This is a genomic window from Streptococcus sanguinis SK1 = NCTC 7863 (assembly GCF_000194945.1).
GTDB classification, from domain to species: Bacteria; Bacillota; Bacilli; order Lactobacillales; family Streptococcaceae; genus Streptococcus; species Streptococcus sanguinis.
This window is the reverse complement of the sequence record NZ_GL878511.1, coordinates 86,559-99,892: the sequence shown is the minus strand read 5'-3', so window position 1 is coordinate 99,892 and position 13,334 is coordinate 86,559. Positions and strand designations below refer to the sequence as shown.

Below are 13,334 nucleotides of genomic sequence, written 5' to 3'. Positions count from 1 at the left end.
GTCAAGATGCAAGATAAAATTGTGATTCATGGAGCGCGAGCTCATAATTTAAAAAATATTGATGTAGAAATTCCGCGGGACAAGCTGGTCGTGGTGACCGGTCTGTCTGGTTCAGGCAAGTCCAGTCTGGCTTTTGACACCCTCTATGCCGAGGGGCAGCGCCGCTATGTGGAGAGTCTATCGGCCTATGCTCGGCAGTTTTTGGGCAATATGGAAAAGCCGGATGTAGACTCGATTGATGGTCTCAGCCCGGCTATTTCCATCGACCAGAAGACGACCAGTAAAAATCCCCGCTCAACAGTGGGAACAGCTACCGAAATCAATGACTACCTGCGCCTGCTCTATGCTCGTGTTGGAACTCCATACTGTATCAACGGTCATGGAGCTATTACGGCTTCGTCTGTTGAACAGATTGTTGACAAGGTCTTGGAATTGCCAGAGCGTCAGCGGCTGCAGATATTAGCCCCGGTCATCCGCAAGAAAAAGGGCCAGCATAAGACCGTTTTTGATAAGATTCAGAAGGACGGTTATGTCCGTGTGCGCGTGGATGGCGATATTTACGATGTGACGGAAGTGCCAGAGCTTTCTAAGAGCAAGCAGCATGATATTGAGGTTGTGGTAGACAGAATTGTTATCAAGGAAGGGGTGCGCAGTCGCCTCTTTGACTCGGTCGAAGCTGCTCTGCGGATTGCTGAGGGCTATGTGGTGATTGATACCATGGACGGTCAAGAGCTTCTCTTTTCTGAGCACTATGCCTGCCCAGTCTGTGGCTTTACAGTGCCAGAGCTAGAGCCGCGACTCTTTTCTTTTAATGCGCCCTTTGGCTCCTGTCCGGACTGTGATGGTCTGGGGGTTAAGCTGAAGGTGGATCTAGATGTCGTTGTGCCAGAAGCTGGCAAGACCTTGCGCGAAGGAGCGCTAGCACCTTGGAATCCCATCTCCTCCAACTACTATCCGCAGATGCTGGAGCAGGCCATGGCAGCCTTTGGCATTGATATGGATAAGCCTTTTGAGGAGCTGACGGAGGAAGAAAAGCAGCTGATTTTCTTTGGCTCAGATGGACGAGAGTTTCATTTCCACTATGAAAATGAATTTGGCGGCGTGCGCGATATTGATATTCCTTTTGAGGGGGTTGTCACCAATATCAACCGTCGCTACCATGAAACCAATAGTGATTTTACTCGGACACAGATGCGGGCTTATATGAATGAGCTGACTTGTGCGGCTTGTCATGGTTATCGACTCAGCCCTCAGGCCTTGTCTGTCAAGGTTGGCGGCGAAGACGGCTTGCATATCGGTGAGATTTCAGACTTGTCCATTGCTGATCATTTGCTTCAGTTGGACAAGCTTAGCTTGACTGACAATGAAGCTACGATTGCTCGGCCTATTCTCAAAGAAATTCACGACCGCCTGACCTTCCTCAATAACGTTGGCCTCAATTACCTGACTTTGTCTCGCTCGGCAGGAACTCTATCAGGAGGCGAGAGCCAGCGGATTCGCTTGGCGACTCAGATTGGTTCTAACTTGAGTGGCGTCCTCTATATCCTGGACGAGCCCTCTATTGGCTTGCACCAGCGTGACAATGACCGCCTGATTGCCAGCCTCAAGAAGATGCGCGACCTGGGCAATACCCTCATCGTGGTTGAGCACGATGAGGACACCATGCGGGAGGCTGACTGGCTGATTGACGTGGGACCAGGAGCCGGTGTTTTCGGCGGTGAAATCGTCGCAGCCGGCACTCCTGCGCAAGTAGCTAAGAGTAAGAAATCTATCACAGGCCAATACTTGTCAGGTAAGCGCGAGATCCCAGTACCATTGGAACGCCGTGTAGGCAATGGCCGTTTTATCGAAGTGACTGGTGCTCAGGAAAATAACTTGCAGAATATCACGGCTAGATTCCCCTTGGGCAAATTCATCGCTGTGACGGGAGTTTCTGGATCTGGCAAGTCAACGCTGGTCAACTCTATTCTTAAAAAAGCCATCGCCCAAAAACTCAACCGCAACTCTGCTAAGCCAGGTAAGTTCAAGAAAATCAGTGGTATTGAGCATGTGGATCGACTGATTGATATTGACCAAAGTCCGATTGGCCGGACACCGCGCTCTAATCCGGCTACTTATACTGGAGTCTTTGACGATATTCGCGATCTCTTTGCCAAGACCAATGAAGCCAAGATTCGTGGCTATAAAAAGGGCCGTTTCAGCTTTAACGTCAAGGGTGGCCGCTGTGAGGCTTGCTCGGGTGATGGAATTATCAAGATTGAGATGCACTTCCTGCCTGACGTCTATGTGGCCTGCGAGGTCTGCCACGGGACTCGCTATAATAGCGAGACTTTAGAGGTTCATTACAAGGAGAAGAATATCGCTCAGGTTCTGGACATGACGGTCAATGATGCGGTAGAATTCTTCCAGCATATTCCCAAGATTGCCCGCAAACTCCAGACTATCAAGGACGTAGGGCTGGGCTATGTGACTCTGGGGCAGCCAGCCACCACTTTGTCAGGTGGTGAAGCCCAGCGAATGAAGCTGGCCAGCGAGCTTCACAAGCGCTCGACTGGTAAGTCTTTCTATATCTTAGATGAGCCGACAACGGGTCTGCATTCTGAAGACATTGCCAAGCTCCTTCATGTGTTATCACGCTTTGTGGGCGATGGCAATACAGTACTCGTTATCGAGCACAATCTGGATGTTATCAAGACAGCTGACCATATCATCGACTTAGGACCGGAAGGCGGTGTAGGTGGCGGTACGATCATTGCGACGGGGACACCGGAAGAAGTCGCTGCTAATCCAGCCAGCTATACCGGCCAGTACTTGAAAGGCAAGCTGCACGTGAAATAATTCGTCAAATCCCTGTTTTATATTAAAAATAGGGATTTTTCGTGTCAGAGAATGCTCGTCGGATTCTAAGCCCTAGATAAGGTTTGTCAAAAAAATGTCCTATTTGACTGGTTTTTTGATATAATAAGCTTAGTTATTTCATGGAGGTGGCTCATGTTATCAAGAGTTGAAAAGTTTGAAGCAGCATTGGCTCAGACAGAATGCGACGCTGTTTTAGTAACCAATCTGAAAAATATTTACTATCTGACTGGTTTCAGCGGGACAGAAGCGACAGTTTTCATCAGCAAGAATCGTCGGATTTTCCTGACGGATGCACGCTATTCGCTGATTGCCAAGGGAGTAGTCCAAGGTTTTGATATTATCGAAACGCGCGACGCGATTGGTGAGATTGTCAAGATTATTGCGGATGACAAGCTGCAAAAAATCGGTTTTGATGACGAGATTTCCTATGCCTACTTCAAAATGCTGGAAAGTGTCTTCTCGGCCTACGAGCTGGTTCCCATGACAGCCTTTATTGAAAATCTGCGCATGATTAAAGATGAGCAAGAAATCGCGACTATTCGCAAGGCCTGTCAGATGTCGGATCAAGCTTTCCTAGATGTGCTGGATTTTATCAAGCCTGGTGAGACGACAGAACTGGCGGTTATGAACTTTTTAGATGCCCGTATGCGCCAGCTAGGTGCTTCAGGTGCCTCTTTTGACTTCATCATCGCTTCGGGTTACCGCTCTGCTATGCCGCATGGTGTGGCTAGTGACAAGGTCATTCAAAAAGGGGAAACCCTGACCATGGACTTTGGCTGCTACTACAATCATTATGTCAGTGATATGACGCGGACTGTTCATGTGGGACAGGTGACGGACGAGGAGCGGGAGATTTATGATATTGTCCTGCGCAGCAATCAAGCCCTGATAGAAGCAGCCAAGGCTGGGCTTAGCCGAATTGATTTTGACCGGATTCCGCGCCAGATTATTAACGATGCTGGCTACGGTCCTTACTTTAGCCATGGGATTGGCCACGGTATCGGCCTGGACATCCATGAGATTCCTTACTTTGGCAAGTCAGAAGAGCCGATTGAGGCCGGTATGGTCCTGACTGATGAGCCGGGTATTTATCTGGACGGTAAATATGGTGTCCGCATCGAAGACGATCTCCTCATCACAGAAACAGGCTGTGAAGTCCTAACTCTTGCGCCGAAAGAGTTGATTGTTATTTGAGAATTATCAGGCTTTATGATAGAATAAGTAGAAATATAATTTTAAAAAGAGGTAATATAGAATGATTGAAGCAAGTAAGCTGAAAGCTGGAATGACCTTCGAAACAGCTGATGGAAAACTCATCCGCGTTTTGGAAGCGAGCCACCACAAGCCAGGTAAGGGAAATACGATTATGCGTATGAAATTGCGTGATGTTCGTACTGGTTCTACATTTGATACCAGCTACCGCCCAGAAGAAAAATTTGAACAAGCCATTATTGAAACTGTTCCAGCTCAATACTTGTACCAAATGGATGACACTGCTTATTTCATGAATACTGAGACTTACGATCAATATGAAATTCCAGTAGTCAATGTAGAAGAAGAATTGAAATTCATCCTTGAAAACTCTGATGTGAAAATCCAGTTCTACGGAACAGAAGTGATTGGTGTGACTGTGCCAACAACAGTTGAATTGGTCGTAACAGATACTCAGCCATCTATCAAGGGAGCTACTGTTACCGGATCTGGTAAGCCAGCGACACTAGAGACAGGTCTTGTTGTCAACGTACCAGACTTCATCGAAGTTGGACAAAAATTAATCATCAACACAGCAGAAGGAACTTACGTTTCTCGCGCATAATATAGAAGAGGTAATAACTATGGCAGCTGAACAATTAGGTGAAATCGTCATTGCGCCACGTGTTTTGGAAAAAATCATTGCCATTGCAACGGCAAAGGTAGAAGGTGTTTATTCCTTCGCAAATAAGAGTATGTCAGACAGTCTTTCTATGCGCTCACTCGGTCGTGGAGTATCGCTCCATACAGATGAGACAGGTGATGTGACTGTAGACATCTATCTGTATTTGGAATACGGTGTCAGCGTTCCGACTGTTGCAGTAGCAATCCAGAAGGCTGTAAAAAGCGCTGTTTTTGATATGGCTGAGGTAGAGCTGTCTGCGGTCAATATCCATGTGGCAGGCATTGTTCCAGAAAAGGCACCTAAGCCAGACTTGAAAGATCTATTTGATGAGGACTTCCTCAATGACTGATATACTGTTGGAATCCAGAAGAGGTCTGCGCCAGCGGGCTTTTCAGGCCCTGATGAGCCTAGAGTATGAAGGGGATCTTGTAGAAGCTTGCCGTTTTGCTTATTCGTATGATAAGGACGAAGAGGCAGACAAAGCTGCGGAAGCTGATATTCCAGCCTTCTTGCTCAATCTGGTCTCCGGTGTGGTCCAGTCCAAGGACGACTTGGACAAGAAAATTGCCCAGCACCTCAAAAAGGGCTGGACAGTGGATCGTCTGACGCTGGTAGAGAAAAATATCCTGCGTCTGGGGATCTTTGAGATTACAGAGTTTGATACCCCACAGCTGGTAGCAGTCAACGAAGCCATTGAGCTTTCCAAGCAATTCTCTGACGAAAAGTCCAGTAAGTTTATTAACGGGATTTTGAGTAAATTTATCGTTGAATAAAATGAAGGTCGAGACAAATGTCTTGGCTTTTTTTGATTTGTGACATTCAGTTTGTCTCACTTCGTTAGGTGCAAGACAAATAAATCACCCACTATGCGATTGCGTATCAAGGATTATATCAAAAAACTCCAGACACGATACAATAAAGGTGTTCAAGCCAATTGTAAAGTGAAAGGAGGAAAAATCACAAAAAGTACATAGTTTATCACATATAAAGTGGATGTGTTCTATCACATTATGTTTACACTTAAATATATATAAAAAGTGATCTATAATCAATATCGAAGTAGTTTAGGTAGAATATTCCACCTATTATGTGTTTATAAAGATATTGAAATTATAGAAGGGTACTTTATTCCGGATTATGTATATATGTTAATGAGTATCCCATCAAAAATAGGTGTTTTAAATTTTATGGGTTACTTGAAAGGTAAAAGTGCTCTTGTGATGTTTTGTAAACATGTCAATCCTAAGTATAAATTTGAGAAAAGGTATTTTTGAGCAGAAAGCTATTACATGAGTACAGTTGAACCCAACGAAGCCACAATCAAGAAAGATATGCAAGATCAGGAAAAGCACAATATAGCAATGGATAGATTAAGTTTGAAAGAAGGTAAATATCTAATTAGGGGTAGCGGTAAGTAATGCAAACGCCTCTTTGAGAGGCTTGTAACGAGTTAAGAGCAATGAAGCTTGAACAAAGTAAAAGCCAGCATCTTTTGGTGCTAGCTTTTGATATGAGCTAGGCTTATATCCCTGGTACAAACTATCTGTTAGATGAGGTGAATTATTTTGGCGCGATGACTTCTAATCCACCCATGTAAGGACGCAGAACCTCTGGGATAGTTACAGAACCATCTTCGTTTTGGTAATTCTCTAAGATAGCTGCCACCGTACGTCCGACAGCCAGTCCAGAACCGTTGAGAGTATGAAGGAGTTTGACCTTACCATCTGCTTCGTCACGGTAGCGGATTTGAGCTCGACGAGCTTGGAAATCTTCTGTGTTAGAGCAACTAGAGATTTCACGGTAGGTGTTCTGAGCCGGAATCCAAACTTCCAAGTCGTAAGTCTTAGCTGCTGAGAAGCCCATATCTCCAGTACAGAGTGCTACAACTCGGTAAGGCAGATTAAGCTTTTGCAGGATGTTTTCAGCGTTGGCAGTCATCTTTTCTAGCTCTTCATATGATTCTTCTGGCTTGGCAAATTTTACCATTTCAACCTTGTGGAATTGGTGCAGACGGATGAGACCGCGCGTGTCACGGCCAGCAGAGCCCGCTTCAGAGCGGAATGATGGGCTCATAGCTGTGAAGTAGATTGGCAATTCTTTTCCGTCCAAAATTTCATCTCGATAATAGTTGGTCAGTGGAACTTCAGCAGTCGGAATCAGAACGAAGTTGGTATCGCTTAGCTCAAAGGTATCTTCTTTGAACTTAGGATATTGCCCAGTCCCAAACATAGAATCGTGGTTGACCATGTAAGGAGTGATGACTTCGGTGTAGCCTTCTTTGCCATGCTCGTCCAGCATGAAGTTGTAGATAGCACGCTCTAATCGAGCTCCCAGCCCCTTATAGAAGAGGAAACGAGCACCAGTAACTTTTGCTCCACGCTCCCAGTCTAAGATATCCAGTTCTTCACCCAAATCCCAGTGAGCTTTAGCTTCAAAGTCAAATTGGCGCGGTGTCCCCCAGCGACGAACCTCAACGTTTTCGTCCTCATCTGCTCCGACAGGAACACTTTCGTGCGGGATATTCGGCAGAGTGGTAGTGAATTCAGTCAACTTAGCGTCCAGCTCAGCCAAAGTTGCGTCTAGGGTTTTGACTTCAGCAGAGAGTTTTTGCATGGCAGCAATCTTATCATCTGCATTTTCTTTGTTGCGTTTAGCTTGAGCAATTTCAGCAGAAACAGTATTGCGCTCAGCCTTGAGTTCTTCGACCTTGACTAACAAATCCCGACGTTCTTTGTCAATGCTTTTCATTTGGTTAAGGGTAGCAGCGTCAACACCTCGTGTAGCTAATTTTTCAGCGACAGAATCAAAATCTGTACGGATGCGTTTTAAATCTAACATAGGTACCTCCAAAAATAAAAAGCACTTTATGAAACTGTTGGAGCGGCATAGCCGCGGTTCCATCCAACTTCACAAAAGTGCACTTGCTTAATTATTCATTTTTAAACTAACGGTAGAATTTCCTATTTTCTCCTTATCTGCTCACAGCCACCGCAGACTTTCTGAAAAGTGCCCAATAGTACTTATCCGTTTCGACTATTATACAGGATTTTATGGAAAATGTAAATCCCAGGATAGGAAAAATCTTGACAGAAAAAGATAACTATGTTATCTTTAAATAAAGGTAACGAAGTTATCTAAAGGAGTTCTTATGGTAAAACAAACAACGCGCGACCGTATGATTGAGAAGGCAAGCCAGCTTATCAGAGAGTATGGCTATCAGAATATCCCCTTGAGGAAACTGGCATCTCTGCTGGGGGTTACGACTGGCGCTTTTTACAAGGCTTTTGAGAATAAGGAGGAACTTTACTATCAGGTCTGTCTTTTGGAAAACCAGAAGCAGCTTAAGCGTTTAGAGGAGCAGTATCTAGATGGAGTCTCTGATCCTCTGGGTTGCATTTGGCAGATAGGACTCTTTCTTTTATCGGAATATGAAACTAACAGTCAGATGATGGATTTTCTCTTTTTCAGCCCTGTAGCGACAGAGGCTTACCGGAAAGGTGAGCTTCTGGAAATCGGGAATAAGACAGTGGTTTATCTGGATCGGCTGCCTATTGAGAGTCAAAAAGAGAAAAAGATTCTTTTGCTCAAGCTGGACACCTTCATCACAGGCTATGGGCATTTTATTGCTAAAGGCTTGGAGCCTTTTGATGAGGAAGTTTATCGCTCAATGTTCAATGATTTACTAGGAGGTTACAAATATGAGTAAAAATCTCATTGTTTATGCACATCCCTATGATAAAAGCTTTAACCATGCTATTTTAGAGCAGGTTCAGGACTTGTTGGAGAAGAAAGGTCAGACCTATGAACTGGTCGATCTCTATGAGGATGGTTTTAATCCTGTCTATACCAAGGAAGAGCTAGCGCTTTTTAATAAGGGGCAGGCACTAGACCCACTAGTTTTAAAATATCAGGAAGCTCTTGCGTCCTGTGACCGCCTTATCATGATTTTTCCTATCTGGTGGGCGGATATGCCAGCTATTGTCAAGGGATTTGAAGATAAGGTCTTTTTGAAAAATAAGATTTACGAGGAGAGCAAAACTCGCCAGTTAGTTGGTCGTCTGACCAATATTAAAGAGGTATTGGCTATTACTACCTCTGCAGCACCGACCTTCTATCTTAAGTATTTCTGTGGTGACGTCGTCAAGAAAGCTATGTTGGGACATACCTTTAAGTCTATCGGTGCTAGACAGCGCCGTTGGTTGAATTTCGGGAATATTTCTCAGTCTACAGCTGAAAAACGTCAAGCTTTTTTAGAAAAACTATCAGAAAAGATTTGAAGAGGTAGTTATCATGATTCGTTTTAGAAGAGCAGATGAAAGGGATCTTGCTGCAGCAGTCTCGGTTTTAACTGCTGCTTTTGCTGAGCATGAAATCTACAGAGAAAAATTCCGTCCTCTCTTTGGCAGCAGTCAGTCTTATATTGATTTTCTAAATAGATTGCATGCAGTTATGGTTAAGGCAGCGATGCGTCATCATATTTGCCTACTTGCTGAAGTGGACGGACGTCTTATGGCAGTCGCTACTATTCATAAGATCGGTAACCATCCTGTCGGTATACTTTCCTTTTTGCGGGCAGGAGCATGGAGGATGTGGCAATATATTCCCCAGCTTTTAGCCTTTCAAAAAGTCTTTGGGGAGGGCAGTAAAGAAGCTAAGAAAAGGAGTGTTTCAACTCTTTATCTTGAACTACTGGGTGTGCTGCCTGATTATCAAGGGCAGGGAGTTGGTGGTCTTTTTATCTCAAAAGGACTTGAGTTGCTTGCCAAAGAAGAGAAATGCCAGCGGCTTACTTTGATTACTCATACAGAAAGCAACTGTCGTTTTTACAAAAAGAACGGATTTAAACAACTAGATGTCCGTGATGTTGAAGGTGTCAAGACATGGACTTTCGAGAAAAATTTAGCTGATGTTTATCCTTTTTGAAAATCTAATGATGCGGTCTTGCATTGATAATATCAGCTTACTTCATCCCATTATTTCAAGGGGGCTGAAATAGTGCATTCTCAGACTGATTCACTTTCCAATTTTTTGTGCTAGCTCCATTTTGGTGGTACAAGCTGGTTTTGTCTTAGTCGGAAATATAAAAAATAGGGCAGAAACTTTTTCAACCCTATTTTTTCTTCTTAAAGATTCCAGCAATTTTTTGTAACAGAGTCGGCAATCTAACGACCTTATCATTGCCGATATGTTCTCGCGCAATTTTGAGAATCTTACCAGAGTCTTTGGAGGCAAAGAGAAACTTTCCTTTGTCAGTCCAGATTTCAAAATGGCGGCTGACTTTTTTGCCAGAAACATTAGCACCGATAGTAGTGATGCTAGTCCAAGGCAGCTGAATATAATCTTCTACATTGGCATCAGCATAAAACTCCAGAGCTGTCTCGCCGATTAGAAATTTCCCAACCTTTCCGCCTAATCCAAGATAGGATACGCCAGTGGTATTAAACTTAACTGTTTTGTTTTGTGACTGTGCCATAGAGTAACTCCCTTTTAAATAATATAGCTATTATACCACAATAAAAAGAAGGTCGAAACCTTCTTTTTGATTACATCAAACCAGCAACGTGAGCTAGTACACCAACTACGAAGAGGGCGATGATGATCGTGATAGGGGACACTTTCTTCTTAAGCAACCACATACAAGCGAAAGTTAGAAGCAGTCCCATCAAACCAGGAATCAAGGAATCCAAGTTTTGTTGGAAAGTTGTAACTTTTTCAGGGGTTTGAGATAGTCCTTGACCTACTTGAGCAAAGGCTTCTTGGATACCCTTATAGCCACTAGATAATTTGTCCCAATGGATATATGCTTTATCATCTAGCTTAACAGATGAAACATTAAAGACAAACTTAATAGATACCCAGCGCTCAACCAGAACAGCCAAGATAAACATACCTAGGATTGAAGCACCTTTGGTAATGTCTTGGAGGATACCACCAGACATGTCCTTAGTGATTTCAGAACCAGCCTTGTAGCCCAATTCTTGTGTGTACCAGAGGAAAGCCATCCGGATAGCATTCCAAGCTAAGAAGAAGATAAGTGGACCAATGATATTTCCAGTCAAAGCAAGAGATGCACCAAGTGCTCCAAGGATAGGACGAACTGTGAACCAGAAGACAGGGTCTCCGATACCAGCCAGAGGTCCCATCATACCGATTTTAACCCCTTGGATAGCCGCATCGTCAATTGCTGCACCATTTGCTTTTTCTTCTTCAAGCGCAAGTGTAACTCCGATGATTGGAGCTGCTACATATGGGTGAGTGTTGAAGAATTCCAAGTGACGCTCAAGAGCAGCAGCTTGATCTTCTTTTTTAGTATAAAGCTTCTTAATAGCTGGAATCAGTGAATAAGCCCAGCCCAAGTTTTGCATACGTTCGTAGTTCCAAGAGCCTTGCAAGAAAGTAGAACGCCACCAAACTTTTTGACGGTCAGCCTTTGAAAGAGTCAATTTTCCTGACTCATCAGGTTTTACAGTATTTAATTCTGTCATGATAGTGTGTCTCCTTTCTTAGTAGTCTTCTAGGATATCGCCGATTGGATCGTTAGATGAAGCTGTTGCTCCGCCACCGCCATTTCCGCCTTTTTTAGACAGAGCGAGGTAGATGAGGGCAATAGCGACACCAATTGCACCGAGGGCAATCAGAGTGAGTTCGCTGACAGCAGCTAAAGCAAAACCAATAGCGAAGAATGGCCATACTTCACGAGTTGCCATCATGTTGATAACCATGGCATAACCAACGGCTACGACCATACCACCACCGATTTGCATACCTTCTGATAGCCAAGCTGGCATAGCTTCAAGAGCAGATTTAACAGACTCAGCAGGAATCATCAAAAGAAGTGCTGCAGGGATAGCAATACGTGCTCCTTGCATGAAGAGAGCGATAAAGTGAGCGCGTTCAACTCCTTTAATGTCTCCTTTTTTCGCAGCAGCATCTGCACCGTGAACCAAACCGACTGACAAAGTGCGGACAATCATAGTCAAGAAGAGACCAGCAACAGCAAGTGGAATAGCAACACCTTGTGCTACAGCGATTCCTTTGCTTGAGAAGTCTCCACCCAGTACCATGATGATGGCAGCGGCAACAGAAGCGAGGGCAGCATCAGGTGCTACAGCAGCTCCGATATTAGCCCAGCCAAGAGCGATCAGCTGGAGAGAGCCACCCAGCATAACACCGGCAGCCAAATTACCAGTTACCAGTCCAATCAAGGTACAAGCAACCAGCGGTTGGTGGAATTGGAATTGGTCCAAGATACCTTCCAGACCAGCTAAGAAGGCAACAAAGACTACTAAAACCATAGAAATAATAGACATGTTCTAAATCCTTTCGTAAATTAATAAAAGCAAAACGTTTGATTCTACTGCACGTTGGCTTTCTTAATCAAATCAAACAAATCTTTTTTAGAGTCATTTGGTACTTTACGTACATCGAATTCAACGCCAAGGTCGCGCAGCTTTTCATAAGTAGCAACGTCTTCCTTGTCCATTGACAGTACGTTGTTGACCATTGTTTTACCAGTTGAGTGGGCCATAGAACCAACGTTAAGGGTCTTGATTGGCACACCGCCTTCAACAGCACGAAGGGCATCTTGAGGAGTTTCAAACAGAATCAAGGCATGTGTGTTGCCAAAGCGAGGGTCTTTTGAAACAGCAATCAATTTGTCGATTGGGACAACATTGGCTTTGACATTACCTGGTGCAGCTTGCTTGATCAATTCTTTACGAAGTTCATCTTGAGCTACTGAGTCAGAAGCAACGATAATACGATCTGCTTTTGAATCTGGCGTCCAAGCTGTTGCTACCTGACCGTGTAGCAAGCGTGTGTCGATCCGAGCAAGGTTGATTTTGAGCTTGCCATCACCGATTACAGTCCCTTCAGGGATGGCAGCTTGGGCAACTGGAGCAGCTGCAGCAGGAGCATTTGCTTCTTCAGCAGTAGGGTTCAGCTCTTCAGGCAGAGCTTTGACTCCTTCCTTGGCTTCTTTGATGATGTTAGCAACAACAGCTTCAACGCCGGCGTTGGCATCCATCATCCTTTCTGTATAAGCTTGGATCAGCATAGGCAGGTTCAAGCCTGTAATGATAGCGAACTTGCGGTCTGGATTTTCACCCATGACACGGCTAGCTTGGTTGAATGGAGAGCCACTCCAAAGGTCAGCCAAGACCAACACTTCATCGTCCGTATCAAACGAAGCCACAGCGTCATTGAACTTTGCATAGAGATCATCTGGTCCTTCGTTGGGCATGAAAGTTACAACTTGTACTTTTTCCTGCTCACCGAAAATCATAGAACCTGATTGATGAATACCAGCAGCAAATTCACCGTGGCTAGCAATAATGATTCCGATACTCATTATTGACATTCCTCCTTATAAAATGTTTGACTTAAGTTTTAAGAAAACTTTAAGGCAAGTTTATTATAAAACGTTTTCATGAAAAATGCAAGCGTTTGTTCCTAAAAACGACTTTTTCTTTCAAAAATGTCAGTATTTGCTGAACCCCTGATAAATATAGGTATAAGCAAACCTTAGCTATAGAAATGTTTTAATAAATTAGGAAAATAAAAATACAACAGATTAATATATGAAAAAATGTTGAAATAA

The 13,334-nt window shown here is 44.1% G+C and carries 13 protein-coding genes and 1 pseudogene; 9 read left to right on the top strand and 5 right to left on the bottom strand.

Translation table 11 applies throughout. The features are described from left to right. The first annotated feature begins 6 nt into the window (after positions 1–6). The 6 genes and pseudogenes from uvrA to tnpA all read left to right on the top strand — a co-directional run bounded on the left by uvrA (position 7) and on the right by tnpA (position 6,153). Positions 7–2,838, top strand: coding sequence for an excinuclease ABC subunit UvrA (gene uvrA / locus HMPREF9378_RS01400; RefSeq protein ID WP_002914319.1), 2,832 nt, complete (start codon positions 7–9; stop codon positions 2,836–2,838). Positions 2,839–2,991: 153 nt separating this feature from the next. Continuing rightward, entirely contained in the window at positions 2,992–4,053 is a 1,062-nt protein-coding gene (locus HMPREF9378_RS01405) for a M24 family metallopeptidase (protein WP_002914318.1), read from the top strand. 61 nt (positions 4,054–4,114) lie between these two features. Next, positions 4,115–4,675 (top strand): elongation factor P, encoded by a 561-nt coding sequence (gene efp / locus HMPREF9378_RS01410; protein ID WP_002896485.1) that lies wholly within the window; start codon positions 4,115–4,117, stop codon positions 4,673–4,675. 19 nt (positions 4,676–4,694) lie between these two features. Continuing rightward, positions 4,695–5,084, top strand: coding sequence for an Asp23/Gls24 family envelope stress response protein (locus tag HMPREF9378_RS01415; RefSeq protein WP_002896484.1), 390 nt, complete (start codon positions 4,695–4,697; stop codon positions 5,082–5,084). Then, positions 5,077–5,508, top strand: a complete 432-nt coding sequence (gene nusB, locus HMPREF9378_RS01420) for a transcription antitermination factor NusB (RefSeq protein ID WP_002901371.1) — start codon at positions 5,077–5,079, stop codon at positions 5,506–5,508. Before HMPREF9378_RS01415 ends, nusB begins: the two co-directional genes overlap by 8 nt. A 220-nt stretch (positions 5,509–5,728) precedes the next feature. Further along, positions 5,729–6,153 (top strand): annotated as a pseudogene (tnpA, locus tag HMPREF9378_RS0110985) (IS200/IS605 family transposase). Between the two features lie 142 nt (positions 6,154–6,295). Here the strand turns inward: tnpA and serS are convergent. Further along, a complete protein-coding gene (gene serS, locus HMPREF9378_RS01425; protein WP_002901365.1) occupies positions 6,296–7,573 on the bottom strand; it encodes a serine--tRNA ligase in 1,278 nt (425 codons plus the stop codon). A gap of 310 nt (positions 7,574–7,883) precedes the next feature. Here serS and HMPREF9378_RS01430 point away from each other — a divergent pair, with 310 nt between their 5' ends. Genes HMPREF9378_RS01430 through HMPREF9378_RS01440 form a run of 3 tightly spaced genes read left to right on the top strand, consistent with a single transcriptional unit; the run spans position 7,884 to position 9,658 of the window. Beyond that, positions 7,884–8,441, top strand: coding sequence for a TetR/AcrR family transcriptional regulator (locus HMPREF9378_RS01430; protein ID WP_002901364.1), 558 nt, complete (start codon positions 7,884–7,886; stop codon positions 8,439–8,441). Further along, a complete protein-coding gene (locus tag HMPREF9378_RS01435) occupies positions 8,434–9,012 on the top strand; it encodes an NAD(P)H-dependent oxidoreductase (protein ID WP_002901362.1) in 579 nt (192 codons plus the stop codon). Before HMPREF9378_RS01430 ends, HMPREF9378_RS01435 begins: the two co-directional genes overlap by 8 nt. A gap of 13 nt (positions 9,013–9,025) precedes the next feature. Continuing rightward, a complete protein-coding gene (locus HMPREF9378_RS01440; protein WP_002901360.1) occupies positions 9,026–9,658 on the top strand; it encodes a GNAT family N-acetyltransferase in 633 nt (210 codons plus the stop codon). A 187-nt stretch (positions 9,659–9,845) separates the two neighbouring features. Here HMPREF9378_RS01440 and HMPREF9378_RS01445 read toward each other — a convergent pair whose 3' ends face one another. From HMPREF9378_RS01445 to HMPREF9378_RS01460, 4 genes are all read right to left on the bottom strand, one after another. Further along, complete coding sequence (locus tag HMPREF9378_RS01445) at positions 9,846–10,208, bottom strand: DUF956 family protein (protein ID WP_002901358.1); 363 nt, start codon at positions 10,206–10,208, stop codon at positions 9,846–9,848. A 70-nt stretch (positions 10,209–10,278) separates the two neighbouring features. After that, the gene (locus tag HMPREF9378_RS01450; RefSeq protein ID WP_002893579.1) at positions 10,279–11,220 is read right to left on the bottom strand and encodes a PTS system mannose/fructose/sorbose family transporter subunit IID; all 942 of its coding nucleotides are present in this window, start codon (positions 11,218–11,220) and stop codon (positions 10,279–10,281) included. An 18-nt stretch (positions 11,221–11,238) separates the two neighbouring features. Then, complete coding sequence (locus tag HMPREF9378_RS01455; RefSeq protein ID WP_002893578.1) at positions 11,239–12,045, bottom strand: PTS mannose/fructose/sorbose transporter subunit IIC; 807 nt, start codon at positions 12,043–12,045, stop codon at positions 11,239–11,241. Positions 12,046–12,089: 44 nt separating this feature from the next. After that, the gene (locus tag HMPREF9378_RS01460; protein ID WP_002901356.1) at positions 12,090–13,085 is read right to left on the bottom strand and encodes a mannose/fructose/sorbose PTS transporter subunit IIA; all 996 of its coding nucleotides are present in this window, start codon (positions 13,083–13,085) and stop codon (positions 12,090–12,092) included. Positions 13,086–13,334 lie beyond the last annotated feature (249 nt).